Source organism: Aeromonas sp. QDB14 (assembly GCF_027707845.1).
Taxonomy (GTDB): Bacteria; Pseudomonadota; Gammaproteobacteria; order Enterobacterales; family Aeromonadaceae; genus Aeromonas; species Aeromonas caviae.
On the sequence record NZ_JAPCJD010000003.1, the window covers coordinates 90,379 to 115,468 of the forward strand.

The following is a 25,090-nucleotide window of genomic DNA, read 5'->3' on the forward strand; positions in this document are numbered from 1 at the left end:
GCTATGCAGAACTGGAAAGTGACCCCTGCCGAGGTGTTTGCCGCCTCCCCCCTGGTACCCGTGATGGTCATCAACGACCTGGAGCAGGCCCTGCCCATGGCCAAGGCCCTGCTGGATGGCGGCATCTCGGTGTTCGAGATCACCCTGCGCACCCCGGTGGCGCTGGACGCGATTGCCCTCATCGCCAAGGCGATGCCGGATGCCATGGTCGGTGCCGGTACCGTGCTCAACTGCGCGCAGTTTGATGCCGCCGTCGCTGCCGGTGCCCGCTTCGTCATCTCCCCGGGCATGACCCCGGCCCTGCTGGCCCACGCGGCCAAGAGCACGGCGCCGCTGATCCCGGGGGTGGCCACCCCGTCCGAGGTGATGCAGGCGCTGGAAGCAGGCTACGACCACCTCAAATTCTTCCCGGCCGAGGCGAACGGCGGCACCAAGGCACTCTCCGCCATCGCGGCGCCCCTGCCCCAGGTGAAATTCTGCCCCACCGGCGGCATCGGCCCGAAAAACGTGGCCGACTACCTGGCGCTGAAATGTGTGGCCACCGTCGGCGGCTCCTGGATGCTGCCGGCAGACGCCGTCAAGAGCGGCAACTGGGAGGAGGTGACCCGCCTCTCCCGGGAAGCGGTTGAATTGGTTAAACGCTAAGCAAATATCGTTTAGAAAAATTAAACAGGCCACCCCCGGGTGGCCTGCTGTTTTTCCGCCCCGGGAGGGGGTGGGCCGTTTGCTTCCGGCCTCGCCCTGGCTTAAGGTCGGGGGCCGCCCCTCTCCCCTGGAGCCTTCATGTCCTGTCTGCATCCATCCTACCCGCAAGGGCACTTCACCGCGCTGCACTGCCACCCCCATGCCCAATACTGCTATCTGCACGACGGGGGCGGCATCATCACGGGGCGAGGGGAGGGAGAACTGCTGGTGGCGGGCCAGATCTGCTTTATTCCAGCGGGGTGGGAGCACGAGTTTCGCGTGCTGCGCCGCTCCCGGCTCTCCCTCCTCTATGTGCCGACGTCGGCCCGCACCGCCTTCGGCCCCTTGCTGGCCAGCCCGCTGCTGGCGGGCCTCTTCGCCCGCCTGCCCGAGCTGGCCGAGGAGGAGGTGAAAGGGGCCTATCTGACGGTGCTTGGCCAGGAGCTGGAGCGCGCCGACCCGCTCGCGGCGCGCATTCCCCTCACCGGTGAGCTGGACCCGCGCCTGCTGCGGGTGCTGGACAAGGTGTGCCAGGCACCCGCCATCCATCTGACGCTGACGGCGCTGGCGGCAGATTGCGGCGCCTCGGTGCGCACCCTCAACCGGCTCTTCCTCCAGCAGCTGGGGTGCAGCTTTCGCCAGTGGCGGGAGCAGGTGGTGCTGGGACGGGCGCGCCAGTTGCAGCACCGGGGGCTCACGCTGGCCCAGATCGCCGATCGGCTCGGCTACGAGGATCCCGGCGCCTTGTCCCGCGCCCTCCAGCGCCTTGCCCGGCGCGAACCGGCGGCCTGAGGGCCCGTCGTCTGCCTTCCTGCCCGCCATGGCGGTGTCTGCGGGTTGCCGGCAGTCAGCACCGCGAGCCGATATCCGCATCCTCCTTGCTGCCTGCCAGCAGACAGGTCACCTCGTCGGTGTGGCAGATCCGATCGCCGCGAAAGGTGAAGAGGCCGCTCACCTTGCAGACCAGGGTGCCGCCGTCCTGGCGGGTGGCCCGTACCACATGGGTCGAGTGCACCCGCTCCCCCTGCGCCAGGGTGGCGACAAACTCGATGCTCGCCCCGGCCAGATGGCGGCGCAGTGTGGCGATGTGCTGGTGAAACGCCGGGTAGTCGAGCCGCTCGCCGTTCACCTCCTGGCAGTAGTCGGGGGTGAACCAGTCGTCGAGCTCCGCCATGGGGAAGGCGGGATCGCAGATGACGCGCTGCAGGCAGGCTTTCAATCGTTCGGTGTGGTGCATGGTCTGCTCCTGACAGGGGGGATGGAGGAGCCAGCATAGGCCAGGGGACGGCGAGGGGAGAGGGGAGAAGGCGCCATCATGGCGGTCGAACGCGCCATGATGGCCGGGGATCAGCCGAGGCTTTCCCCCTCATAGAGGGAGAAGCCGATGTCCTTGCACCTGGTCGCCAGCGGCTGGCCGCCGAGGCGGGCCAGCAGCATGATGGCGGCTTCGCGACCTATGGTCTCGCGGGGGGTGACGATACTGGCGAGCTTGGGGGTCATGGCGTGGCCGATGTCGAGGGCGTTGCTGCCGGCGATGGCCACCTGCTGGGGCACCGGGATCCACCTGGCCTGGCATTGCAGCAGGGCCCCCACCGCCAGGTCGTCGTTGGTGCAGAACAGGCCGTCGAGATCGGGGAAGCGCGCCATGGCCTGGGCCAGCAGCTCTCCCCCCAGGGTGAAGCTGGAGGATTGCTCCGTCAGCAGGTGCTGGCCGGTCAGACCGAAATCGGCCATCGCCTGGTAGTAGCCTTCCATTCGCAGCTGGGTGCGCACGTCGAGCCGGGCACCGAGGTAGATCACCTTGCGCCGTCCCCGGCGCAGCATCTCTGTTACCATGGCCCGGGCGGCGGCCCGGTGATCCATGCCCACCACCATGTCGATGGGGGAGAGGGGCAGATCCATGGTCTCCACCACCGGGATGCCGGCGGTGGCGATCATCTTGCGGGTGCGCTCGGTGTGCTGGGTGTCCGAGAGGATGAGCCCGTCCACGTTGTAGGAGAGGAGCGAGGCGACCTGCTCCTCCTCCCGCTCCGGGCTGTAGCCGTAGTGGGCGAGCAGGGTCTGGTAGCCGGCGGGCCGGGTCACCGCCTCGATGCCGTGGATCACCGCCGAGAAGACCTGGTTGGAGAGGGAGGGGATCAGGATGCCGATCGCCTTGCTGGTGGCGTTCGACAGCATGTCCGGCGCCCGGTTCGGGATGTAGCCGAGCTCCTCTACCGCGGCGGCGATGCGCTCGCGGGTCCCTTCGGCCACGGCGGACGGGTCGCGCAGGTAGCGGCTGACGGTCATCTTGGTGACACCGGTCAGGTCGGCAATGTCCTGCAGGGTAGGGCGGCGCTTGCGGGTGTCGTTCATCTGGGGATCCGGCAAAAAATGTTACACGTAACATTACCGTTTTTGCACGGCAATGTCAGCATATGACGCCATCAACAGGGGGCAGGGGATGATCAAGGGCAGGTGTTTCGAGGGGATCCACTTCGAGCAGCAGGAGGTGGAGGGGGAGCAGTTCCAGGGGTGCCGCTTCATCGGCTGTCACTTCTCCTGGCTCGATCTCGGGGAGTGCCGCTTCGTCGACTGCAGCTTCTATGACAGGGAACGGGAGCTGGGATGCCTGTTTCAGGGCTGCGATCTGAGGGAGGCGAGCTTCCTGCGCTGCGATCTCACCCTGGCGGACTTCGGCCGCAGCCAGTGTCTTGGGCTGGAGATGCGCGACTGCCAGGCCATGGGGATCAACTTCGCCCATGCCAGCTTCGCCAACCGGATCACTGCCAAAAGCTATTTCTGCGAGGCCCACCTCACCGGCAACAACTTCAGCTACGCCAACTTCGAAAGCTGTCTGCTGGAGCGATGCGAGCTTGCCGGCAACCGCTGGCAGGGGGCCAACCTGCTTGGCGCCTCCCTGGCGGGCTCGGATCTCAGCGGCTCCGAGTTCGGGCAAATCGACTGGACCAGCTTCAACCTGCAAGGCTGCGATCTGCGCCAGTGCGATCTGCCCGGCCTGGATCTGCGCCGGGTCAACCTCGCCGGGGTGCAGATCACTGAAGATCAGCAGCAGGGGCTGCTGGAGCAGATCGGGCTGGTGGTCTTCCCCTGAGCGGGGTGGAAAAGAGGTAAGTTTTCATCATCGGGGCGGGCGGTGTGGTGCCTCCCCTGCCAAGCAAAAAGCCTGCGCGATGCAGACTTTTTGTCAGGTGAAGTGGTAAACGACGCGGTGTTGCTGTCTTTTGCTCCCTGCTCCCCTCGCGGGAGAAGGGCTGGAGATGAGGTAGCGGACTCCACTCGGGCACCGCCAAGGCGGGCTTAGCGTCTGGCCAGCCACTTGGTCGGGTTGATGGCCTCGCCCTGATAGCGGATCTCGAAGTAGAGGCCGGAGCGCTCCTGTCCGCCGCTGTCGCCGACCAGGGCCACGGGTTCCCCTTGCTCCACCTTTTGTCCCACCTGGCGCAGCAGCGACTGGTTGTGGCCGTAGAGGCTCATGTAACCCTTGCCGTGGTCGATGACCAGCAGCATGCCGAAGCCGTCGAGCCAGTCGGCGTAGACCACCTGGCCCGGTGCCACCGCCTTGACCTGGGTCCCTTCACTGGCGCCGATCAGGGTGCCCTTCCACTTCAGCTCGGCGGTACGCGGCGAGCCGTAGGAGATGAGGATGGGGCCCTGCACCGGCCAGCGCAGGTTGCCACCTGTGCTCAGACCGCCGTAGCCGTTGCTGCTTGCCTTGGCGCTGTTGCGGGCGGCCGCTTGCTGCTGCGCCACCTTGGCCTGCTGTTCGGCGACGCGTTGCTGCTGGGCCGCCAGCCGCTGCTGTTCGCCGACCTGGCGCTGCTGGGCCGCGATCCGCTGCTGCTCCTCGATGCGCTTCTGCTCGGCTGCCAGGCGCTGGGCCTCCAGACGGCGCTGGCGCTCCTGCTCGGCCTTGATCTTGGCGAGGCGCTCCCGCTCGGCCCGTTCGCGGCGTTCCTTTTCTTCCTGCTGGCGACGCAGCTCTTCCAGCCGTGCCTTGAGCGCCTTCTCCGCCTTGACCAGCTTGTCGAGCTTCTGCTCGTCGGCCTGCACCGATTGCTGCAACTGGTTGCGCACCTTGGCACGGCTCTGCTGGCTGGCCAGCAGGCTCTGGTGATGCTCCTGCTGCTCGCCGAGCAGGGTCTGGAGGCGGCTCTCGGTCTCCCTGGTGGCCTGCTGGTTCTTGGCCAGCTTGTCACGGGTGGCGCGCAGGGCTTCAATGGCCTCGATACGGGCCTTGTTGAGGTAGTCGAAATAGTCGAGGGCGCGGCTCAGTTTGGCCGGATCCTGCTGGTTGAGCAGCAGTTTGAGGTAATCGTGGTTGCCCGCCTGGAAGGCGCTTTCCGCCTGCTTGGCCAGCAACTGCTTCTGGTGTTTCGCTTGTTGCTCCAGTGCCAGCTTGTCCTGCTGCAGGGACGCCAGCTTCTGCTGGTTCTGCCGGAGTTGCTGTCTGGTCTGCTCGAGTTTGGCGGCGGCAGCCGAAATGGCCTGCTCGTCAGCCTTGAGCTGGGTGTTGAGCTTGGCAAGCTCCTGCTTGCTGAGCTTGAGGGTCTGTTGCTGTTCCTTGATCTGGGACTGCATGGCCCCCAACTGCTGGTTCGCAGCCTGGGCTGTGCCGGTAACGCCGATCAGGCAAAAAAACAGCGCGCCGGCCAACAGGCCGACGCGACTGGTTTTCTGTGAAATAATTTCGCATCCCCGCATGGGGCAAGATTATTTCAGAATCATCAGGGGCTTGCCAGTCATTTCCGGCGGCACCGGCAGACCCATCAGGGTCAGCATGGTGGGGGCCAGATCGGACAGTTTGCCACCTTCGGCGACCTCGGCTTTACGACCGAAGTAGATGAGGGGAACCGGCAGATTGGTGTGGGCGGTGTGGGCCTGACCAGTCTCTTCGTCCATCATCTTCTCGGCGTTGCCATGGTCGGCGGTGATGAGGCACTCGCCACCCACTTCCGCCAGGGCGTCGGTGACGCGACCGATGCAGTGGTCGACCGCTTCACAGGCTTTGACGGCCGCATCGAACACGCCGGTGTGGCCGACCATGTCGCCGTTCGGGTAGTTGCAGATGATGACGTCGTACTTGCCGCTCTTGATGGCCGCAACCAGCTTGTCGGTCAGCTCTTCGGAGCTCATCTCCGGCTGCAGGTCATAGGTAGCCACTTTCGGGCTCGCCACGATTTCGCGATCTTCGCCGCTGAAGCAGGCCTCTTCGCCACCGTTGAAGAAGAAGGTGACGTGGGCGTACTTCTCGGTCTCGGAGATGCGCAGCTGGGTCTTGCCCTGCTTGGCCAGCCACTCACCCAGGGTGTTGACCAGGGCGGTGGGCGGATAGGCGCAGGCGGTTTTGATGTCGGCCGCGTATTCGGTCAGCATCACGAAGTGCAGGGCCGGGGTGGCGGTGCGGGCGAAGCCGGTGAAGTCGGTATCGACGAAGGCGCGGGTGATTTCGCGAGCGCGGTCGGCACGGAAGTTCATGAAGATCAGCGCATCGCCGTCGATCATCGGTACTGCGTCGCCGATGCGGGTGGCCTTGACGAACTCGTCGTTCTCGTCGCGGGCATAGGCGGCGGCCAGCGCGTCGGTGGCGTTGTCGGCGGTGAATTCGCCCTTGCCCTGGGTCATCAGGTCATAGGCCTGCTGCACGCGATCCCAGCGGTTGTCGCGGTCCATGGCGTAGTAACGACCGATCATGGAGGCGAAACGGCCCTTGCCCAGTCGGGCAAACAGGGCGTCGAACAGCTCGATGGAGGACTGGGCACTGCGCGGCGGGACGTCGCGGCCATCCAGGAAGGCGTGGAAGTAGATCTGCTCGGCGCCACGCTTGGCGGCCATCTCGATCATGCCCATGATGTGCTCTTCGTGGCTGTGTACGCCACCCGGGGACATCAGACCCATGATGTGCACGGCCTTGCCCTTGGTCACGGCAGCGTCGACAGCCTTGGCCAGCTCGACGTTCTGGAAGAAGTCGCCGTCCTGGATGTCCTTGGATATGCGGGTCAGCTCCTGATAGACGACGCGACCGGCACCGATGTTGGTGTGGCCCACTTCGGAGTTGCCCATCTGGCCGTCCGGCAGACCCACGTCCAGGCCGGAGCCGGAGATCAGGGTGCTGGTGTAGTCACGGGCCAGGCGATCCAGATTGGGGGTCTTGGCAGCAGCAACGGCGTTGTACTCTTGCTTGGTGCTGTAGCCCCAACCGTCCATGATGACCAGAACCAGCGGTTTCTTAGCTGTTGACATAAGGCTATGTCCTCTCGGATAGGAATGAATTGCGGGAAGTGAAACTAGCGTAATATTACTACATCTGCCGAAATAGTCACCTGATAGCCAAGTCCCTCTCCAGCCTCGCTTTTTAACTGTTATCCCGCTGTTTTAGGCATGTTGCCGGCTTGTCTGCCGCGGCGGGTTTTCCTCTGTTCCCCCCCTCTTTTCGGCATGGCGCATCCTCTCGTTCTGCCCGGTTGGAGGAGGAAGAATCGGCAGCCATCCCTGATGGGAGCTTGCTCTCGCTTTGCCGCCAAGATGGCTGATCTTATGCAGGGCCCCATGTATACTCGGGCCCTTGTCTTGGTCCCTGGATAGTAGAAGATGCAAGAGTATTTGGATTTCGCGGCCCGCAATCCGCTGCTGACCGCAGCCTGGTTGGGCCTGGCAGGCACCCTGGTGTATACCACTGTGCGTGCTCGTTTTTCTCCGGTGAAGGCGGTCAACAACCACGCCGCTACCCTGCTTATCAACCGTGAAAATGCCACCGTCGTGGACATTCGCAGTCAGGATGAATTTGCCAAGGGTCATCTGGCCGGGGCCCATCACCTGCCGCTCGCCCAGATTCAGGCGAATAATATGGGTCCGGTTGAAAAGCACAAGGATGCCCCCATCATAGTGGTGTGCGAGTCGGGGATGACCGCTGGTGGCGCGGGTCGCCAACTGAGCAAGGCCGGTTTCAAGCAGGTGTATGTGCTCAGCGGTGGCATGGCCCAATGGCGTGCAGACAATCTGCCGGTGACCAAAAAACGCTGATTTAAGGGCCTGCGCCCACTCATTATCTTAAAAAGGAATCAAACGAAATGGCTGACGAAATCAACAACCAGGAAGTGCAACCGGAATTCCACATCCAGCGTGTCTACACCAAGGATGTCTCCTTCGAAGCCCCGAATACCCCGCACATCTTCCAGAAAGAGTGGCAGCCGGACGTCAAGCTGGACATGGACACCAAGACCAATGTCCTGGCCGACAGCGTCTATGAAGTGGTGCTGACCCTGACTGTCACCTGCAAGCTGGAAACCGAGACCGCCTTCCTGTGCGAAGTGCAGCAAGCCGGCATCTTCACCATCGGCAACCTGCCTGAGCCGCAACTGGCCCACTGCCTGGCGGCCTTCTGCCCGAACATCCTGTTCCCGTATGCCCGCGAAGCGGTGTCCAACCTGGTGAGCAAGGGTTCCTTCCCGCAGCTGAACCTGGCACCGGTCAACTTCGACGCCCTGTTCGCCCAGCACATGGCGCAGGTACAGGCCCAGCAGGCGACTGCGGAAGCCTGATAATGGCCGACCAGATCGCAATCTCGGTCCTGGGGGCGGGGTCTTATGGCTCCGCCCTTGCCATTTCTCTGGCGCGCAATGGTCATCCGACCCTGCTGTGGGGTCACGACCCTGCCCATGTCGCCGAGCTGGAACAGGATCGCTGCAACAAGGCATTCTTGCCGGATGTCCCCTTCCCGGCCGATCTGCAACTGACGTCGGATCTGCAGGCGGCGGTGCAAGCCGCTCCCGTGCTGCTGCTGGTGGTGCCGAGCCATGTGTTCGGCCAGGTACTGGCCCGGGTCAAACCCTTCCTGCGCCCGGATACCCGGATTGCCTGGGCCACCAAGGGGCTGGAGCCGGACAGCGGCCGTCTGCTGCAAGAGGTGGCGCGGGAGGTGCTGGGGGATGCCATTCCACTGGCGGTCATCTCGGGCCCGACTTTCGCCCGCGAGCTGGCTGCCGGTCTGCCGACCGCCATCTCGGTGGCCTCCACCCACGACGACTTTGCCGACGATCTCTCCCACCTGCTGCACTGCGGCCGCTCGTTCCGGGTCTATACCAATCCGGACTTCATCGGTCTGCAGCTGGGCGGGGCGGTCAAGAACGTCATCGCCATCGGTGCCGGTCTCTCTGACGGACTCGGCTTTGGCGCCAACGCCAGAACTGCGCTCATCACTCGGGGCCTGGTGGAGATGCAGCGCCTCGGCGCCGCCCTCGGGGCCGACGCCAAGACCTTCATGGGGATGGCGGGGCTCGGGGATCTGGTGCTGACCTGTACCGACAACCAGTCGCGCAACCGCCGTTTCGGTCTGGCGCTGGGAGCGGGCAAGTCGGTTGACACCGCCATGGCCGAGATAGGCCAGGTGGTGGAAGGCTATCGCAACACCAAGGAAGTGCATCTGCTGGCGGCCCGCTGTGGCGTCGAGATGCCCATCTGCGAACAGATCTTCAAGGTGCTCTACGAGGGCAAGAACCCGAAAGAGGCGGCCATCGCCCTGCTGTCGCGAGACAAGAAGGACGAGTGATCCGCCCGCTGCAGAATGCAAAAGGCCCCGCCAGCTGGCGGGGCCTTTTCTTTGCCGCAAGGGGGCAAATCAGTAGTAGGAGTGGTCGCCACGCTGGTGCTCGGTGGCATCCTTGACGCCGTTGAGCTCGCCCGGGAATTTCTCCAGCAGCTGCTTCTCGATCCCCTCTTTCAGGGTGTAGTCGACCATGGAGCAACCGTTGCAACCGCCGCCAAACTGCAGGATGGCCAGTTTGTCGTCGGTCAGCTCGACCAGGGTGACCTTGCCGCCGTGACCGGCCAGCATGGGGTTCACCTCGGACATCAACACGTACTCGATGCGGTCGATCAGCGGGGCGTCGTCGGCCACCTTGCGCATCTTGGCGTTGGGGGCTTTCAGGGTGAGCTGAGAGCCCATCTGATCGGTGACGAAGTCGATGGTGGCATCCACCAGGAAGGGGGCGCTCAGGGGATCGACCAGGCAGTCGAAGCCGCTGAAGGGCAGGTGCTGATCTTCCGGATCGACCGCGTCGGGTGGGCAATAGGATACGCCGCACTCGGCATTCTGGGTTCCCGGATTGACCACAAACACCCGGATGTTGGTGCCATCAGGCTGCTTCTCCAGCAACTTGCGGAAGTGGGCCTGGGCGGTGTCGGAAATGCTGATCATCACTATCCTCATAAACCTGAGTGTACGACTAGGGTATTCATGATAACTCGCTTGGCGGGGCTTGGGTAGCGTGCCGATGGCGAGCCTGTGAGCCCGGGCGTATCGGAATCATGCCGCCAGCGGCCTCCCGGGCCGGATCCCTGCCCGGTTATTTCAGGTGTCGGAGGGTACGGCAGATGGCCCACACCTCTACCGTGGTGACGCCGTGCTCATGAAGCAACCGGGTGAGCTGACCTGCGGTGGCGCCCGTGGTGACCACATCATCGAGCAGTGCCACATGCCGGTAGTGGTGAGGTTCTATTTCGAAGGCGCCACGCAGATTGCGTCGCCGCTGGCCGGCACTGAGCCGGGTCTGTTGCGGGGTCGACCTTGTCCGGCGCAGTACGCGGGTGTCGCAAGGAATGCCGGTGAGTGCGCTCAGGGCCTGGCCGATTTCTTCTGCCTGATTGAAGCCGCGCCACCACTGGCGCCACCAGTGCAGGGGAACCGGAATGATGACCTGCGGCGGATTGGCGAGGTCCAGATGGTCTGCCAGCAGGCGGGCAAGCAGCGGCGCGAGCAGGATCTGACCGGAATACTTCAGCCGGGGGATGAGTTGGGCATAAGGTGCCTGATAATCGCCGATCACCTGCAAACGCTCCCAGGGAGCGGGTCTGCGCTGGCAGCGTCCGCACAGCAGTTCGCTCTCGCGATGTTGCTCCGGCAGCGGTGCTGCACACATCAGGCATCGTCTGTCGTGTTGGCGCTGGGCGTGGCGGCACCAGGAGCACAACAAAGGCGTCTCGTCACAGGGTTGGCGACAGAGCAGGCACAGACCGAGCCAGTCGGACTGGGTGCCAAGGATCGGACTTGCTTTGGCGAGCAGCCGCTTTAACATGCAGGCTCCAAGCAGATAAACAGGGATCTTGAGTCTAGATGAGCGTATCGGTTGAGCGGTTTGGCCAGGGCCCGGACCTGGTGTTGTTGCATGGCTGGGGCATGAACGGGGCCGTCTGGCACGGTATTGCCCAAGAACTGGCTGCCCACTATCGGCTGCATCTGGTGGACCTGCCCGGCTTTGGCAACAGCCCCCTGCAAGCAGGAACAGACTACACCCTGCCCTGGCTGGCAGAGCAGGTGGCGGCCATATTGCCTGAAAAATGCCATCTGCTCGGCTGGTCCCTCGGTGGTCTGGTGGCGAGTCAGTTGGCGCTGACCATGCCTGAACGCCTTCACTCTCTCATTACCGTAGCCAGTTCTCCCTGCTTCATGGCCCGCGACGAGTGGCCCGGGATTGCCCCCAAGGTGCTGGCGGGGTTCAACCAGATGCTGGCCGGCGACTTCATGCAGACCATAGAGCGCTTCCTCGCGATCCAGGCCATGGGCAGCGAGCACGCCAGAAACGACATTCGCCAGTTGCGTCACTGGCTGGCGGAGCGACCCGCTCCCCGGCTTGCGGCCTTGGAGGCTGGTCTGGGCCTGCTGGCCGAGGTCGATCTGCGGGATGAACTGATCGGCCTGGATCTGCCCTGGCTGCGTCTTTACGGCAGGCTGGATACCCTGGTGCCGAAGGCCGCCATTCCCTTGCTGGATGCGCGTTACCCTGCCAGCCACAGTCTGGTGCTGGAGAAGGCATCCCATGCCCCCTTCATCTCCCATCCAGAGCAGTTCATCACCCTCCTGCGGCAGTTCATTGACTGAGATTTGAGCGGCAGGCTTCAATAACTCGTCAGGTTGATGGATAATTAGCCAACCCTATAGAGGAGTGTGCCAATGCGTATCGAATCAGCCATGACGGCGGGCGTGAAGGGGTTCCAACGGGCCGAGCAGTTAGCGGGCCAGGCGTCCAGCCAGATCGCCCGTCTCAATACGCCAGCGGGTGATCAGGTGCAGTTGCCGGATGAACTGGTGAATCTCAAGGTGGCCGAGCTGCATGCCGGGGCATCCGCCAAGGTGATCCAGACGGCCAGCGACATGCTGGGCACCCTGATCGATATCCGGGTGTGACATGAACATCAACGTCAGTCTGCCGACCATCATTCCGAATCAACTGCAGCCGCAGACGGAATCGGCGCAGACTGACAACCGCCGTGCAGAACTGGTGCCCCCCAGCCGCCAGAGCGAAGCGTCCAACGCCGAGTCCGGTGTCGGTTCCCAGAAAGAGAGATCCCGGGCCGCCCAGGCCAATCCCGCCACCCCATCCTCGTCCACGAAAGAGAACGGCCAGACCGGCCCCGTGATGGTGGCGCACCGTTTTGTCGAGGCAACGGGGGAGGAGGGGGAGCGTCGACAACGTCAGGAGGGTGAACAGCAGGAGCAGCAAAAGCAGCAGCAGCGTCAGGTGGCTGCGCTGGTCGAACGGGATCTCGAAGTTCGCAAGCATGAGCAGGCTCACCAGGCAGCCGGCGGCGAGCATGCGGGGAGCCCTACCTACCAGTTTTCCCGTGGGCCGGATGGCAAGCGTTATGCCACCGGGGGGGAGGTGGTCATCGACATGGGGACCATTCCCGGGGATCCCGCCGCGACCATCGCCAAGATGCAGCAGGTGCGTGCCGCCGCACTGGCTCCCGATGAACCATCATCACAAGACATGAGTGTGGCCCGTGCCGCCTCTGGCAAGGAGGCACAGGCCCGCAAGGATCTGATGACCCTCAGGCAGGAAACCACAGGCCCGCTCGGTGCTTATATGGACAATCGAAACCAGGTGATTGCCAGGCACTATCAGCAAGCGGTGAGGCCAGCCTCCCCGCATAGCCTGAGTCAGGACGTTTGATCCCGCTCCGTGCAGGCATGAAAAAGCCCCTTTCGGGGCTTTTTTGCATTCTGGGGGCTTATTTCTTCAGTTTCGACAGGGCAGCCGCGAAGGCGTTGCCCATGGCACCCTCGGTCGGAGCGCTCTGACGGGGCGCCTGTTTCGGTCGGGCGTTGCCGGTGTGACGCGGCTCGGCCGGTTTGCGTGCAGGCTGGCCGGCTTTTTCATCCAGACGCATGGTCAGACTGATGCGTTTGCGCGGTACGTCGACTTCCAGCACCTTGACCCGGACGATGTCACCGGCCTTGACCACCTCGCGGGGATCCTTGACGAAGCGATCGGTGAGGGAAGAAATGTGCACCAGCCCGTCCTGATGGACGCCGATGTCGACGAAGGCGCCGAAGTTGGTGACGTTGGTGACCACACCCTCCAGCACCATCTCGGGCACCAGATCGCTGATTTTCTCCACCCCTTCCTTGAAGGTGGCGGTCTTGAACTCGGGACGCGGGTCGCGGCCAGGCTTGTCCAGTTCGCCGATGATGTCGGTGACGGTAGGCACCCCGAACTGCTCGTCGGTGTAGTCGGTGGGCTTGAGGGTGCGCAGCAGGCTGCTGTTGCCGAGCAGGCTGTCCACGGTCTGCTCCAGCTTGGCGAGGATCCGCTCCACCACCGGGTAGGATTCCGGGTGCACCGCCGAGCCGTCCAGCGGGTTGCTGCCGCCCCGAATGCGCAGGAAGCCGGCGCACTGCTCGAATGCCTTGGGCCCGAGTCGGCTTACTTTCAGCAGCTGCTGACGATGCTGGAAGGCGCCGTTCTCGTCGCGGTAGGCGACGATGTTCTGGGCCAGGGTCTGGGAGAGGCCGGAAACCCGGTTGAGCAGGGCGACCGAGGCGGTATTCACATCCACCCCCACCGCGTTCACGCAATCCTCGACCACCGCGTCGAGGCGGCGGGCCAGCTGGCTCTGGCCGACGTCGTGCTGGTACTGGCCCACACCTATGCTCTTGGGATCGATCTTGACCAGCTCTGCCAGGGGATCCTGGAGACGGCGGGCGATGGAGACAGCGCCACGAATGGAGACGTCGAGATCCGGGAATTCCTGGGAGGCGAGCTCGGAGGCGGAGTAGACCGATGCCCCCGCTTCACTGACCACGATTTTCTGCGCCTTGGTGGCCGGGTAGCGCTCGAACAGATCGCTCACCAGGCGGTCGGTTTCCCGGGATGCGGTGCCGTTGCCGATGCTGATGAGCTCGACCTTGTGCTTCTGGCACAGCTCGTTCAGGGTCTTGAGGCTCTGATCCACATGACGCTTTGGTTCGAACGGATAGATGGTCGCGGTATCGACCAGCTTGCCGGTGGCATCCACCACCGCCACCTTGACCCCGGTGCGGATGCCGGGATCCAGCCCCATGGTGCAGCGCATGCCAGCCGGTGCCGCCATCAGCAGATCCTTGAGGTTCATGGCGAACACCTTGATCGCTTCCTCCTCTGCTGACTCGCGGATGCGGCCGATCAGCTCGGTTTCCATCTGCAAGGAGAGCTTGATCTTCCAGGTCCAGCTCACCACCCCCTGCAGCCACTTGTCGGCCGGGCGGTGTTGCAGATTGAGTCTGAGGTGATGGGCGATGATCCCTTCGCAGGGGCTGGTACCCTCATCCTCGCCGGTGACCAGCGCCAGGTTGAGGATCCCCTCGTTGCGACCGCGCAACATGGCCAGCACCCGGTGGGAGGGGGCCTTGTGCAGGGGTTCGTCGTGTTCGAAGTAGTCCTTGAACTTGGCCCCTTCCTGCTCCTTGCCGGCCACCACGCGGGCACGCAGGGTGGCGTTCTGCCACAGGTAGTCCCGCAGCTTCTCGAGGAGATCCGCCTGCTCGGCGAAACGCTCCATCAGGATGTAACGGGCACCGTCGAGGGCGGCCTTGCCGTCGGTGATCCCCTGCTCGGCATTGAGGAAGCGAACCGCCTCCTGTTCGGGATCCTTCATGGGGTCACCCAGCAGCAAATCCGCCAGTGGCTCCAGCCCCGCCTCGATGGCCATCTGTCCCTTGGTGCGGCGCTTGGGCTTGTAGGGGAGGTAGAGGTCTTCCAGACGGGTCTTGCTGTCGGCCTCGTTCAGCTCGCGGGCCAGCTCGGGGGTCAGTTTGCCCTGCTCTTCGATGGAGCGCAGGATCACCTGGCGGCGATCCGCCAGTTCACGCAGGTAGCCGAGGCGGCTCTCCAGGGTACGCAGCTGGCTGTCGTCCAGACCGCCGGTCACCTCTTTGCGGTAACGGGCGATGAAGGGAACGGTCGCGCCTTCGTCCAGCAGGCGAACGGCTGCCTGCACCTGTTCCGGGCGGGCATTCAGCTCACCGGCGATCTGATGTTCTATTACGTGGCTTTGCATGGAGGGTCTCTTGGTCGGGTCCTGTCTAACTGGCCAGCGTGGGGCTATGTCGCCGAACAGGGGGTCTGTCCTGGCGATACTTTAGATACCTGCCAGGCCACTGCCGCGCGGGCCGGTTGGCGCCGCAAGGCGCCGGGTGTGAGCACTATATGGGGTCGGGCAGCGGGATGCCACCCTGGCCGACAAGGCTGGGAGGGGGTCTTCAGCTCGCCGGGTTGGCTCTCCTGCCCGCCCTGGGCGGTGACCGCCGGTATGACGGTGGCTGGCTCATTGGGAATAGCTGATCTCATTGACGTACCAGCAGGCGTCACCCACTGGCGTTCGCACCATGGCTTCATCGCCCACCTCTTTCTTGAGCAGGGCACGGGCCATGGGGGAGTCGATGGAGATGTAATCCTTGCGGCCGAAGATCTCGTCATAGCCGACAATGCGAAAGCGCTTGGTCTCACCCTCGTCGTTTTCCACCTCTACCCAGGCGCCGAAGAAGACCTTGCCCTCCTGGGAGGGGGAGTAGTCGACTATGGTCAGCTCTTCCAGGCACTTGCGCAGGTAGCGAACCCGGCGGTCGATCTCCCGCAGGCGTTTCTTGTTGTACTGGTAATCGGCATTCTCGCTGCGATCACCCAGGCTCGCCGCCCAGGCCACTTTTTTGGTGACATCGGGCCTCTCCTCCCGCCAGAGCATGTCGTGCTCCTGCCGGAGCCTGGTGTAGCCTTCACGGGTAATGAGTTTGGTTTTCATGGAGTTATCACTCCCTCGCCAATTGCATCCGGTTGCTCGGGATCTTAGTCATTGTCGCCGCGCTGTCGAGCAAAAAGCAGAGCTGGCCATCCATCCTTCCCGGCTCCGGGGCCGAATGAGGGCAATAACCGGTAACATATTTATGCTTTGTGGTTGCAGGGGGCGGCTCTAGTATGAGGGGAGACAGAAAAGAGAGGTGGCAATGAGTCAGCAATACAAGGTCCTGGTGGTGGACGACGATCTGAAACTGCGTTCCTTGCTGGAGCGCTACCTCACCGAGCAGGGGTTTGTAGTGCGAGGTGTCGCCAACGGGGAGCAGGCCGATCGCCTGCTGACGCGTGAAAACTTCAGCCTGATGGTGCTTGATCTGATGCTGCCGGGGGAAGACGGCCTCTCCATCTGCCGCCGCCTGCGCGAGGCCGGCAACCAGATCCCTGTCTTGATGCTCACCGCCAAGGGGGACGAAGTGGATCGCATCGTCGGTCTGGAGATGGGTGCCGACGATTATCTGCCCAAGCCGTTCAACCCCCGTGAGCTGCTGGCCCGGATCCGCGCCGTGCTGCGCCGCCATACCGTGGAGCTGCCCGGCGCCCCTTCCGCGGCGGAGAAGATGGTGAGTTTTGGGGCCTACCAGCTCAATCTGGCGACCCGTGAACTGAGCCGTGATGGCGAACCGGTTGCCCTGACCAGCGGGGAGTTCGCCGTGCTCAAGGTGCTGGTGAGTCATCCTCGCGAACCGCTCTCCCGTGACAAGCTGATGAACCTGGCCCGTGGTCGCGAGTACACGGCCACCGAGCGCAGCATTGATGTGCAGGTCTCCCGCCTGCGCCGCCTGCTGGAACAGGACCCGGCCCAGCCTCGCTATCTGCAGACCGTCTGGGGTCTGGGGTATGTGTTCGTACCGGACGGTGAGAACGCATGAAGAAAGTGGGCAGCATGTTCTCCCGCATGCTCTGGTTTCTGGCTGCCGTGCTGGTGGTCTATCAAGTCGTCTCCTACGTTACCTTCTACAACTACCTGCTGGCGCCGACCGTCAAGCAGATCAGCCACCTGCTGGCAAACCAGGTCAAGCTCATCTTTCCGGTGGACAACAACCAGCTGGCGCTCAGTGAAGATGCCGAGGCGCTGGTCTATGTGACCACTGGCAGCGACATCTATACCCAGAGCGAGGCGGAGCAGCACGGGCTGAATGATTCCAAGCCCTACCCCTATCTGGAGCAGAGCATCAGCCGCGAATTGAAAGGGGATACCAGGGTCAGAGTTGAAATCCAGGATCACTACATCATCTGGATCCAGCCTCCCCAGGCCAGCCAGATGTGGGTGCGCATTCCCCTGACTGAAATTGAAGATGACGACATTGAACCGCTCATCCTCTATATGAGCGTCTTGCTGGTGGTGACCCTGTTTGCAGCCTGGCGTTTTGCCCGTCAGCTGGTGCGACCGCTGGAGGATCTGGAAGCGGGGGCCGTGGCGGTGGCGCGCGGCAACTTTCCCGATGCCCTGGGGGAGCAGGGCTCGCGGGAGGTGCGCCGCCTGACCCGCACCTTCAACCACATGTCGAGCTCCATCAAAGGGCTGATCGAGGAGCGCAACCTGATGATGGCCGGGGTATCCCACGATTTGCGCACCCCTCTCACCCGCATTCGTCTCGCGACCGAGATGATGTCCTCGGGGGATGAGTACCTCAAGGAGAGCATCAATGCGGACATCGATGAGTCGAACGGTATCATTGATCAGTTCATCGACTACATTCGCCCGAACGAGGGGCTCGATGCCCGGCCCGTCGACCTGACCCAGCTCATTCACGATGCGTTGCTGATGCAGACCGATCAGGGACTGGAAGTGGAGCTGCTCCTGCCGGAGGAGGCGGTGCGTGTGGCCTGCCATCCCATCAGCATTCGCCGTATCCTCAACAATCTGTCGGGCAACTCCCTGCGCTATGGCGCGACCCGGTTGCAGGCCGAGCTCAGGGATGATGGCCACTGGGTGCGGCTGCGACTCTCCGACAATGGCCCGGGGATCGCAGAAGAGGACTACTCCCGGGTGCTCAAGCCCTTCACCCAGGGCAATGTGGCGCGCACCGGTGGCGGGAGTGGGCTGGGGCTGGCCATCGTTGCCAAGATAGTCTCCCAGCATCACGGCACCATCAGGCTGGGGCGCTCCGAACTGGGGGGCTTGCAGGTGGAGATCCGGCTACCCAAGAACCAGCCGCTGGAGTGGATGGATTGAAAGCAGGGCGTATCGAGGGATACGCCCTTTGTCTGTCAGGGGTGGGGGTCGCTCACCTTGCGGTAGCGCTTGCCATATTTGAGTTGCTGGATAAGCAGGGCGGCGACGATGAGAACCAGCCCGATGGGGGTTGCCGGGTGAATGGTTTCGCCGATCAACAGGTTGAGCAGCACCAGAGAGGCAAACGGCGAGATGAAGATAAGGTTGCTGATGGGGGCCGTGTTGGTGGCGTGGCGCAGGGCCATCAGCCAGAGCACGAAACCGAAACCCATCTCGAACAGCCCCACATAGATGGCGCCAGCCCATCCCTGCCAGGCAGTCATGGCAAAGTCCGAGAGCAACCAGGTCGCCACGATGATGAAGGGCAGGCTGATGAGGAAGCCGAGCAGCAGGCTGACGACGGGATCCCCCTGATTGCGGGTGTTGAGGATCCAGTAACCGGCCCAGATCAGGGTCGACACCAGCGCCAGCGTGACGCCGAGCGGACTGTCGAACTGCAGACCGAACACGTTCCCCCTGGTGGCGATCACCAGGGCGCCGAAATAGCCGAGCACGATGGCGACGCCATCGCGGCGGCGCAGCTTTTGACCGAGGAAGGGAACGGCCAGCAGGCTGAGGGTGATGGCCCAGGTGTAGTTGAGAGTCTGCGCCTGCTGGGCGGGCAGCAGATCATATGCCTTGAACAGCAGCAGGTAATAGAGAAAGGGGTTCAGGACCCCGAGAGCGAGGTAGTAGAGGGGGCGACTCTTGATGTAGTCGAGCAGTAGCGGCAGTTTGCCCTGACAGGCCACGATGCACCCCAGGGTCAGGGTCGAGGTGCAGGCCGCGACCAGCAGCAGCTGTACCGGTTCAAAGTAGGCGAGGGAGATCTTGAAGGCGCTGGCCACCGTGGACCAGAGGGCGACGGCACAGAGCCCGTACTGGTAGGCTTTCTTCTGATTCTTGAGCATGGGATGGGTTCCGCAGACAGGGGCGAGGGCGCAGTCTATCAGCCTGTTTGCAACATTGTCGTTACCCCTGCCAGGCAAGGGCTTGCCCAGCCGTTGGCGAGATCCATCTGTCACATAAAATTGCGCACAATCTGTCCGCCTTCACTTGCGTGAGTGGAAAAAATCCGTATAATCCTCTCCGCTTGCCCGTGAGGCAGCCAGACGATATGTCTGCTTGCTGAGCTTCCCGTTTACGAGTTGCCAGCCATACAGTCCTCCCGATATGGGAGGAAACGTGAAAAATCACACCTCTGGCGGGAGTAATCCCGGTCGGGCGGTGTTGATTTATGTTCTTTTATCTATTGGAGCTCTGTCAATGCAGAACCAAAGAATCCGTATCCGCCTGAAGGCTTTTGATCATCGCCTGATCGATCAATCCACTGCGGAAATCGTTGAAACTGCTAAGCGCACTGGCGCGCAGGTTCGCGGTCCTATCCCGCTGCCGACTCGCAAAGAGCGTTTCACCGTTCTGATCTCCCCGCACGTCAACAAAGACGCGCGTGATCAGTACGAGATCCGCACTCACAAGCGTCTGGTAGACATCGTTGAACCGACTGACAAGACCGTTGACGCTCTGATGCGTCTGGATCTGGCAGCTGGTGTAGACGTCCAGATCAGCCTGGGTTAATTACGGAAAGAGGTTGATAACAATGACAATCGGTCTTGTAGGTCGCAAAGTGGGTATGACTCGCATCTTCACTGAAGATGGCGTTTCTATCCCGGTGACTGTTATCGAAGTTGAAGCTAACCGTGTAACTCAGGTCAAATCTGTAGAAACCGACGGCTACAACGCTATTCAGGTTACCACTGGCGCCAAGAAAGCCAGCCGCGTAACCAAGCCGGAAGCTGGCCACTTCGCCAAAGCTGGTGTAGAAGCCGGTCGCGGTCTGTGGGAATTCCGCCTGAACAACGGTGAAACTTTCACTGTTGGTAGCGAGCTGAAAGTAGATCTTCTCGCTGACGTTAAGCTGGTAGACGTTACCGGCACATCCAAGGGTAAAGGTTTTGCCGGTACTGTTAAGCGCTGGAACTTCCGTACCCAGGATATGACCCACGGTAACTCCCTGTCCCACCGTGTACCTGGCTCCATCGGTCAAAACCAGACCCCGGGCCGTGTATTCAAGGGCAAGAAGATGGCTGGTCACATGGGTGCTGAGCGTGTAACGACTCAGAACCTGGAACTGGTTCGTGTTGACGCTGAACGCAACCTGCTGCTCATCAAAGGCGCAGTACCGGGTGCAACCAACGGCAACGTGATCGTCAAACCTGCCGTCAAAGCGTAACGTCTGAGGAGATAGTAATGGAATTGGTAATGAAAGACGCCAAGAGCGCTCTTGAAGTTTCCGAGACTACCTTCGGGCGCGAATTCAACGAAGCTCTGGTTCACCAGGTTGTCGTTGCATATGCCGCTGGTGCCCGTCAGGGTACTCGTGCGCAGCTGACTCGCTCTGAAGTGTCTGGTGGCGGCAAAAAGCCGTGGCGTCAGAAGGGTACTGGTCGTGCCCGTGCTGGCTCCATCCGTTCGCCCATCTGGCGTTCCGGTGGTGTGACCTTTGCTGCTAAGCCGCAAGATCACAGCCAGAAAGTAAACAAGAAGATGTACCGCGGCGCTATCCGTAGCATCCTGTCCGAGCTGGTACGTCAAGAGCGCCTGATCGTTGTTGAGAAGTTCGGCATCGAAGCGCCGAAGACCAAAGAACTGATCGCCAAGCTGAAAGAAATGGAACTGACTGACGTTCTAATCGTGACTGCTGAAGTCGATGAGAACCTGTTCCTGGCTGCTCGTAACCTGTACAAAGTTGACGTGCGTGACGTTGCCGGTATCGACCCGGTCAGCCTGATCGCTTTCGACAAGGTTCTGATGACTGCTGACGCAGTTAAGCAAATCGAGGAGATGCTGGCATGATCCGTGAAGAGCGTCTGCTGAAAGTTCTGAAGGCTCCGCACATCTCTGAAAAGAGCACCATGGTCGCAGAAAAGCAGAACACTATCGTGTTCAAAGTTGCTGTTGATGCCACCAAGGCGGAAGTCAAAGCTGCAGTTGCGAAACTGTTCGAGGTCGAAGTTGAGACCGTCCGTACCCTGAACATGAAGGGTAAGACCAAGCGCGCAGGTGCACGCGTAGGCCGTCGTTCCGATTGGAAAAAGGCTTATGTGACCCTGAAAGCTGGTCAGGACATCGACTTCATGGGCGCAGCCGAGTAAGAGGAGTTCTGAAAAATGGCAATCGTTAAGTGCAAGCCTACTTCTCCGGGCCGCCGCCACGTCGTCAAGATCGTCAACCAAGAGCTGTACAAGGGCAAGCCCTTCGCCGCTCTGCTGGACAGCAAAAGCAAGTCCGGTGGCCGTAACAACAACGGTCGTATCACCACTCGTCACATCGGTGGTGGTCACAAGCAACACTACCGTCTGATCGACTTCAAGCGCGACAAAGACGGCATTCCGGCCAAAGTTGAGCGTCTGGAATACGATCCTAACCGTACCGCAAACATCGCCCTGGTGCTGTATGCAGACGGTGAGCGTCGTTACATCCTGGCTCCGAAAGGCCTGAAAGCTGGTGATGCAATCGCCTCTGGTGCTGATGCTGCCATCAAGGTAGGTAACACCCTGCCGATGCGCAACATCCCGGTCGGTTCTACCGTTCACGCCGTTGAGATGAAGCCTGGTAAAGGTGCCCAGCTGGCTCGTTCCGCTGGTACTTTCATCCAGATCCTGGCTCGTGAAGGTAACTATGTAACTCTGCGTCTGCGTTCCGGCGAAGTACGTAAAGTTCTGGCCGAGTGCCGCGCTACCATCGGTGAAGTGGGTAACTCCGAGCACATGCTGCGTCAACTGGGTAAAGCCGGTGCTAACCGCTGGCGTGGTATTCGTCCGACCGTTCGCGGTATGGCGATGAACCCGGTTGATCACCCGCACGGTGGTGGTGAGGGTCGTAACAAGGGCATGCAGCCTGTGTCCCCATGGGGCCAGAAGGCTAAGGGCTTCAAGACCCGTAAGAACAAGCGTACCGACAAGTACATCGTACGTCGTCGTAACAAGTAATTGTTAACATAGAGGAATCACCATGCCACGTTCTCTCAAGAAGGGTCCATTTATCGACCTGCACTTGCTGAAGAAGGTAGAGAAAGCGGTGGAAAGCGGGGATAAAAAGCCGGTTAAGACCTGGTCCCGTCGTTCAATGATCATCCCGAACATGATCGGTTTGACCATCGCTGTCCATAATGGTCGTCAGCACGTTCCGGTTTTCGTTACCGAAGAAATGATCGGTCACAAACTGGGTGAATTCGCACCGACTCGTACTTATCGCGGCCATGCTGCTGATAAGAAGGCTAAGAAGCGCTAAGGGATAAATGATGGAAGCTATCGCTAAACACCGTTATGCCCGTACTTCTGCCCAGAAAGCTCGTCTGGTAGCCGATCAAGTACGTGGTCTGTCCGTAGACAAGGCTCTAAACATCCTGACCTTCAGCCCGAAAAAGGCTGCTGTTCTGGTGAAGAAAGTGCTGGAATCTGCCATTGCCAACGCTGAGCACAACGAAGGTGCCGATATCGACACCCTGCGTGTTGCCACCATCATGGTAGACGAAGGTCCCTCCATGAAGCGCATCCGCCCGCGTGCCAAAGGTCGCGCGGATCGTATCCTCAAGCGTACCGCTCACATCACTGTAGTGGTATCCGACGCTAAGGCTGGGAGATAAGCAATGGGTCAGAAAGTACATCCTAATGGCATTCGCCTGGGTATTACCAAGCCTTGGAATTCTACCTGGTTCGCGAACACCAAAGACTTCGCTGACAACCTGTACAGCGATTTCCAAGTACGCCAGTTCCTGACCAAGGAGCTGAAAAACGCTTCCTTGTCCAAGATCACTATCGAGCGTCCGGCCAAGAGCATCCGTGTGACCATTCACACCGCTCGTCCGGGGGTCGTGATCGGCAAGAAAGGCGAAGACGTTGAAAAACTGCGCAAAGCTGTAGCCGCAATCGCTGGCGTGCCTGCTCAGATCAACATTTCCGAAGTCCGCAAGCCGGAGCTGGATGGCAAACTGGTTGCCGACAGCATCACTTCCCAGCTGGAGCGTCGCGTAATGTTCCGTCGTGCTATGAAGCGCGCCGTACAGAACGCCATGCGCCTGGGTGCCAAGGGCATCAAAGTGGAAGTTTCCGGCCGTCTGGGCGGCGCTGAAATCGCGCGTACCGAATGGTACCGTGAAGGTCGTGTGCCCCTGCACACCCTGCGCGCCGACATCGACTACGCAACTTCTGAAGCCCACACCACTTACGGTGTGATCGGCGTTAAAGTTTGGATCTTCAAGGGCGAAGTTCTGGGCGGTCTGGCTGCAGTCAATGCTGCCGCTGCTCAAGAGCAAGCTCCTGCGAAGCCCAAGCGTGACAACAAGCGCCGCGCTGCCAAGTAAGGAGATTCGGTAAATGTTGCAACCTAAGCGTACTAAATTCCGCAAGACCCACAAGGGTCGTAACCGCGGTCTGGCCAATGCCGGTAACGAAGTATCCTTCGGTACCTTTGGCCTGAAGGCGACATCTCGTGGTCAACTGACTGCTCGTCAAATCGAAGCAGCCCGTCGTGCCATGACCCGTCACGTTAAGCGTCAAGGCAAGATCTGGATCCGTGTGTTCCCGGACAAGCCCATCACCGAAAAGCCCCTCGAAGTTCGTATGGGTAAAGGTAAGGGTAACGTGGAATACTGGGTTTGCCCGATCCAGCCTGGCAAGGTTCTGTACGAGATGGATGGTGTACCTGAGGCTCTGGCGCGTGAAGCGTTTGCCCTGGCCGCAGCTAAGCTGTCTGTTCAGACCACTTTCGTAATTAAGACGGTGATGTGATGAAAGCCCAAGATCTGCGTCAAAAGAGCGTCGAAGAACTGAACCAGGAGCTGCTGGGTCTGCTGCGTGAGCAATTCAACATGCGCATGCAAGCTTCCACCGGCCAGCTGGCTCAGACTCACACTCTGAAACAAGTGCGTCGTGACGTCGCACGTATCAAGACTGTACTGACTGAGAAGGCAGGTGCGTAATGACTGACAAGATCCGTACTCTGCAAGGTCGTGTAATCAGCGACAAGATGGACAAGTCCATCACCGTCGCTATCGAGCGCAAGGTAAAGCACCCGATCTACGGTAAGATCATCAAGCGTACTACCAAGCTGCACGTGCATGACGAGAACAACGAGTGCAAGGCTGGCGATCTCGTGGAAATCCGCGAGTGCCGCCCGCTGTCCAAGACCAAGTCCTGGACCCTGGTTGCTGTCGTAGAAAAGGCCTAATTCGGTACTTTTTAGCCCAAACGGCCCCCCATCGGGGCCGTTTGTTTTTTAGGCTACCTTTTCAAAAATAGCTGTGTTATAGTTTCGCGCCTTTTGAAGGCAGCCAGATCCCATCAGGGATAAGAAGTAAACAAAGCGGAGCACTAAGATGATCCAGATGCAAAGTATGCTGGGTGTTGCCGACAACTCCGGCGCTCGCAGTGTAATGTGTATTAAGGTTCTGGGTGGTTCGCACCGCCGTTATGCCGGCATCGGCGACATCATCAAGGTTTCCATCAAGGAAGCCATTCCTCGCGGTAAAGTGAAGAAAGGTGATGTGTATAACGCGGTGGTCGTACGCACCCGTAAAGGCGTTCGTCGTCCGGACGGCTCTGTCATCCGTTTCGACAACAATGCGGCTGTGTTGCTTAACAACAACCAACAGCCAATCGGTACTCGTATTTTTGGCCCGGTGACCCGTGAACTCCGTAACGAGAAGTTCATGAAGATTGTGTCCCTGGCACCCGAAGTACTGTAAGGAGTCGAACGATGGCAGCTAAAATCCGTCGCGAAGACGAAGTAATTGTTCTTACCGGCAAAGACAAGGGCAAGCGTGGCAAAGTCACTCAAGTCCTGATTGCAAAAGGTAAGGTAATCGTGGAAGGCATCAACCAGGTGAAGAAACACCAAAAGCCGGTACCCGCACTGGGTCAGGCTGGCGGCATCGTCACCAAAGAAGCCCCCATCGATGTATCTAACGTCGCGCTGTTCAACTCTGCCACTGGCAAGGCTGACCGCGTTGGTTTCCGGATTGAAGACGGCAAGAAAGTCCGTTTCTTCAAATCCACCGGCGAACTTGTGAAGTAATTGGAGT

Annotated in this window: 33 protein-coding genes; 24 read left to right on the top strand and 9 right to left on the bottom strand. The window is 61.1% G+C overall.

What is annotated here, in order from left to right:
• The first annotated feature begins 3 nt into the window (after positions 1 to 3).
• A complete protein-coding gene (locus PG887_RS01820) occupies positions 4 to 645 on the top strand; it encodes a bifunctional 4-hydroxy-2-oxoglutarate aldolase/2-dehydro-3-deoxy-phosphogluconate aldolase (RefSeq protein WP_039039502.1) in 642 nt (213 codons plus the stop codon).
• A gap of 138 nt (positions 646 to 783) precedes the next feature.
• On the top strand, positions 784 to 1,476 hold the full coding sequence (locus tag PG887_RS01825) for a helix-turn-helix domain-containing protein (protein WP_270821066.1): 693 nt from the start codon (positions 784 to 786) through the stop codon (positions 1,474 to 1,476).
• A gap of 55 nt (positions 1,477 to 1,531) precedes the next feature.
• Here PG887_RS01825 and PG887_RS01830 read toward each other — a convergent pair whose 3' ends face one another.
• A complete protein-coding gene (locus PG887_RS01830) occupies positions 1,532 to 1,921 on the bottom strand; it encodes a nuclear transport factor 2 family protein (protein WP_270821067.1) in 390 nt (129 codons plus the stop codon).
• Between the two features lie 110 nt (positions 1,922 to 2,031).
• Positions 2,032 to 3,039 (bottom strand): substrate-binding domain-containing protein, encoded by a 1,008-nt coding sequence (locus tag PG887_RS01835; protein ID WP_039039499.1) that lies wholly within the window; start codon positions 3,037 to 3,039, stop codon positions 2,032 to 2,034.
• An 88-nt stretch (positions 3,040 to 3,127) separates the two neighbouring features.
• Here PG887_RS01835 and PG887_RS01840 point away from each other — a divergent pair, with 88 nt between their 5' ends.
• Complete coding sequence (locus PG887_RS01840) at positions 3,128 to 3,778, top strand: Qnr family pentapeptide repeat protein (RefSeq protein ID WP_041214078.1); 651 nt, start codon at positions 3,128 to 3,130, stop codon at positions 3,776 to 3,778.
• Between the two features lie 206 nt (positions 3,779 to 3,984).
• Here PG887_RS01840 and PG887_RS01845 read toward each other — a convergent pair whose 3' ends face one another.
• Positions 3,985 to 5,388 (bottom strand): peptidoglycan DD-metalloendopeptidase family protein, encoded by a 1,404-nt coding sequence (locus tag PG887_RS01845; RefSeq protein WP_270821068.1) that lies wholly within the window; start codon positions 5,386 to 5,388, stop codon positions 3,985 to 3,987.
• 9 nt (positions 5,389 to 5,397) lie between these two features.
• Positions 5,398 to 6,927: a 2,3-bisphosphoglycerate-independent phosphoglycerate mutase gene (gpmM, locus tag PG887_RS01850; RefSeq protein WP_039039496.1), complete on the bottom strand. Its 1,530-nt coding sequence runs from the start codon at positions 6,925 to 6,927 to the stop codon at positions 5,398 to 5,400.
• 348 nt (positions 6,928 to 7,275) lie between these two features.
• On the opposite strand from gpmM, the gene PG887_RS01855 reads away from it, so the two are divergent.
• The 3 genes from PG887_RS01855 to gpsA are packed head-to-tail and all read left to right on the top strand — an operon-like array spanning position 7,276 to position 9,232.
• Complete coding sequence (locus tag PG887_RS01855; protein ID WP_042864586.1) at positions 7,276 to 7,707, top strand: rhodanese-like domain-containing protein; 432 nt, start codon at positions 7,276 to 7,278, stop codon at positions 7,705 to 7,707.
• Between the two features lie 47 nt (positions 7,708 to 7,754).
• A complete protein-coding gene (secB, locus tag PG887_RS01860) occupies positions 7,755 to 8,225 on the top strand; it encodes a protein-export chaperone SecB (protein ID WP_010672547.1) in 471 nt (156 codons plus the stop codon).
• 2 nt (positions 8,226 to 8,227) lie between these two features.
• Positions 8,228 to 9,232 carry an NAD(P)H-dependent glycerol-3-phosphate dehydrogenase gene (gpsA, locus tag PG887_RS01865; RefSeq protein ID WP_010672548.1) on the top strand — a complete coding sequence of 335 codons (1,005 nt, stop codon included), beginning with the start codon at positions 8,228 to 8,230 and terminating at the stop codon, positions 9,230 to 9,232.
• 69 nt (positions 9,233 to 9,301) lie between these two features.
• Here the strand turns inward: gpsA and nfuA are convergent, their stop codons facing one another.
• Together nfuA and PG887_RS01875 are read right to left on the bottom strand one after the other, a co-directional pair.
• Positions 9,302 to 9,880 (bottom strand): Fe-S biogenesis protein NfuA, encoded by a 579-nt coding sequence (gene nfuA / locus PG887_RS01870; protein WP_010672549.1) that lies wholly within the window; start codon positions 9,878 to 9,880, stop codon positions 9,302 to 9,304.
• 148 nt (positions 9,881 to 10,028) lie between these two features.
• Positions 10,029 to 10,757, bottom strand: a complete 729-nt coding sequence (locus PG887_RS01875) for a ComF family protein (protein WP_041212175.1) — start codon at positions 10,755 to 10,757, stop codon at positions 10,029 to 10,031.
• A 38-nt stretch (positions 10,758 to 10,795) separates the two neighbouring features.
• Here PG887_RS01875 and bioH point away from each other — a divergent pair, with 38 nt between their 5' ends.
• The 3 genes from bioH to PG887_RS01890 all read left to right on the top strand — a co-directional run bounded on the left by bioH (position 10,796) and on the right by PG887_RS01890 (position 12,632).
• Positions 10,796 to 11,560, top strand: coding sequence for a pimeloyl-ACP methyl ester esterase BioH (bioH, locus tag PG887_RS01880; RefSeq protein ID WP_041212176.1), 765 nt, complete (start codon positions 10,796 to 10,798; stop codon positions 11,558 to 11,560).
• Between the two features lie 72 nt (positions 11,561 to 11,632).
• Positions 11,633 to 11,866: a flagellar biosynthesis protein FlgE gene (locus PG887_RS01885; RefSeq protein ID WP_103858164.1), complete on the top strand. Its 234-nt coding sequence runs from the start codon at positions 11,633 to 11,635 to the stop codon at positions 11,864 to 11,866.
• A 1-nt stretch (position 11,867) separates the two neighbouring features.
• Positions 11,868 to 12,632 carry a putative metalloprotease CJM1_0395 family protein gene (locus PG887_RS01890; RefSeq protein ID WP_104455102.1) on the top strand — a complete coding sequence of 255 codons (765 nt, stop codon included), beginning with the start codon at positions 11,868 to 11,870 and terminating at the stop codon, positions 12,630 to 12,632.
• 58 nt (positions 12,633 to 12,690) lie between these two features.
• Here the strand turns inward: PG887_RS01890 and PG887_RS01895 are convergent, their stop codons facing one another.
• Both PG887_RS01895 and greB read right to left on the bottom strand, forming a co-directional pair.
• On the bottom strand, positions 12,691 to 14,997 hold the full coding sequence (locus PG887_RS01895; protein WP_104455103.1) for a Tex family protein: 2,307 nt from the start codon (positions 14,995 to 14,997) through the stop codon (positions 12,691 to 12,693).
• 267 nt (positions 14,998 to 15,264) lie between these two features.
• Positions 15,265 to 15,738, bottom strand: coding sequence for a transcription elongation factor GreB (greB, locus tag PG887_RS01900; protein ID WP_104455104.1), 474 nt, complete (start codon positions 15,736 to 15,738; stop codon positions 15,265 to 15,267).
• A gap of 202 nt (positions 15,739 to 15,940) precedes the next feature.
• Between greB and ompR the strand changes: the two genes are divergently transcribed.
• Both ompR and envZ read left to right on the top strand, forming a co-directional pair.
• Positions 15,941 to 16,660, top strand: a complete 720-nt coding sequence (gene ompR / locus PG887_RS01905; RefSeq protein WP_010672556.1) for an osmolarity response regulator transcription factor OmpR — start codon at positions 15,941 to 15,943, stop codon at positions 16,658 to 16,660.
• Positions 16,657 to 17,967 carry a two-component system sensor histidine kinase EnvZ gene (gene envZ, locus PG887_RS01910; RefSeq protein WP_010672557.1) on the top strand — a complete coding sequence of 437 codons (1,311 nt, stop codon included), beginning with the start codon at positions 16,657 to 16,659 and terminating at the stop codon, positions 17,965 to 17,967. Before ompR ends, envZ begins: the two co-directional genes overlap by 4 nt.
• Positions 17,968 to 18,002: 35 nt before the next feature.
• On the opposite strand, the gene PG887_RS01915 is transcribed toward envZ, so the two are convergent.
• Entirely contained in the window at positions 18,003 to 18,917 is a 915-nt protein-coding gene (locus PG887_RS01915) for a DMT family transporter (RefSeq protein WP_104452026.1), read from the bottom strand.
• Positions 18,918 to 19,272: 355 nt separating this feature from the next.
• On the opposite strand from PG887_RS01915, the gene rpsJ reads away from it, so the two are divergent.
• The 13 genes from rpsJ to rplX all read left to right on the top strand — a co-directional run bounded on the left by rpsJ (position 19,273) and on the right by rplX (position 25,083).
• Entirely contained in the window at positions 19,273 to 19,584 is a 312-nt protein-coding gene (rpsJ, locus tag PG887_RS01920; protein ID WP_005307944.1) for a 30S ribosomal protein S10, read from the top strand.
• Positions 19,585 to 19,606: 22 nt separating this feature from the next.
• Positions 19,607 to 20,239, top strand: a complete 633-nt coding sequence (rplC, locus tag PG887_RS01925) for a 50S ribosomal protein L3 (RefSeq protein WP_010672559.1) — start codon at positions 19,607 to 19,609, stop codon at positions 20,237 to 20,239.
• A 17-nt stretch (positions 20,240 to 20,256) separates the two neighbouring features.
• Positions 20,257 to 20,862, top strand: a complete 606-nt coding sequence (gene rplD, locus PG887_RS01930; RefSeq protein ID WP_005340616.1) for a 50S ribosomal protein L4 — start codon at positions 20,257 to 20,259, stop codon at positions 20,860 to 20,862.
• On the top strand, positions 20,859 to 21,161 hold the full coding sequence (gene rplW / locus PG887_RS01935; RefSeq protein WP_005307955.1) for a 50S ribosomal protein L23: 303 nt from the start codon (positions 20,859 to 20,861) through the stop codon (positions 21,159 to 21,161). The genes rplD and rplW overlap by 4 nt, the downstream gene beginning before the upstream one ends.
• 15 nt (positions 21,162 to 21,176) lie before the next feature.
• Complete coding sequence (rplB, locus tag PG887_RS01940) at positions 21,177 to 21,998, top strand: 50S ribosomal protein L2 (RefSeq protein ID WP_010672560.1); 822 nt, start codon at positions 21,177 to 21,179, stop codon at positions 21,996 to 21,998.
• A 22-nt stretch (positions 21,999 to 22,020) separates the two neighbouring features.
• On the top strand, positions 22,021 to 22,299 hold the full coding sequence (rpsS, locus tag PG887_RS01945; RefSeq protein ID WP_005307960.1) for a 30S ribosomal protein S19: 279 nt from the start codon (positions 22,021 to 22,023) through the stop codon (positions 22,297 to 22,299).
• Between the two features lie 10 nt (positions 22,300 to 22,309).
• A complete protein-coding gene (gene rplV, locus PG887_RS01950) occupies positions 22,310 to 22,654 on the top strand; it encodes a 50S ribosomal protein L22 (RefSeq protein ID WP_010672561.1) in 345 nt (114 codons plus the stop codon).
• Between the two features lie 3 nt (positions 22,655 to 22,657).
• Entirely contained in the window at positions 22,658 to 23,371 is a 714-nt protein-coding gene (gene rpsC / locus PG887_RS01955; RefSeq protein ID WP_005331168.1) for a 30S ribosomal protein S3, read from the top strand.
• Positions 23,372 to 23,384: 13 nt separating this feature from the next.
• On the top strand, positions 23,385 to 23,798 hold the full coding sequence (rplP, locus tag PG887_RS01960; protein ID WP_010672562.1) for a 50S ribosomal protein L16: 414 nt from the start codon (positions 23,385 to 23,387) through the stop codon (positions 23,796 to 23,798).
• Entirely contained in the window at positions 23,798 to 23,989 is a 192-nt protein-coding gene (gene rpmC / locus PG887_RS01965; RefSeq protein ID WP_005307965.1) for a 50S ribosomal protein L29, read from the top strand. The genes rplP and rpmC overlap by 1 nt, the downstream gene beginning before the upstream one ends.
• Complete coding sequence (gene rpsQ, locus PG887_RS01970) at positions 23,989 to 24,237, top strand: 30S ribosomal protein S17 (protein ID WP_005307966.1); 249 nt, start codon at positions 23,989 to 23,991, stop codon at positions 24,235 to 24,237. The genes rpmC and rpsQ overlap by 1 nt, the downstream gene beginning before the upstream one ends.
• A 148-nt stretch (positions 24,238 to 24,385) precedes the next feature.
• A complete protein-coding gene (gene rplN / locus PG887_RS01975) occupies positions 24,386 to 24,754 on the top strand; it encodes a 50S ribosomal protein L14 (protein WP_005307975.1) in 369 nt (122 codons plus the stop codon).
• Positions 24,755 to 24,765: 11 nt separating this feature from the next.
• Positions 24,766 to 25,083 carry a 50S ribosomal protein L24 gene (gene rplX, locus PG887_RS01980; RefSeq protein ID WP_005307977.1) on the top strand — a complete coding sequence of 106 codons (318 nt, stop codon included), beginning with the start codon at positions 24,766 to 24,768 and terminating at the stop codon, positions 25,081 to 25,083.
• Positions 25,084 to 25,090: the final 7 nt, after the last annotated feature.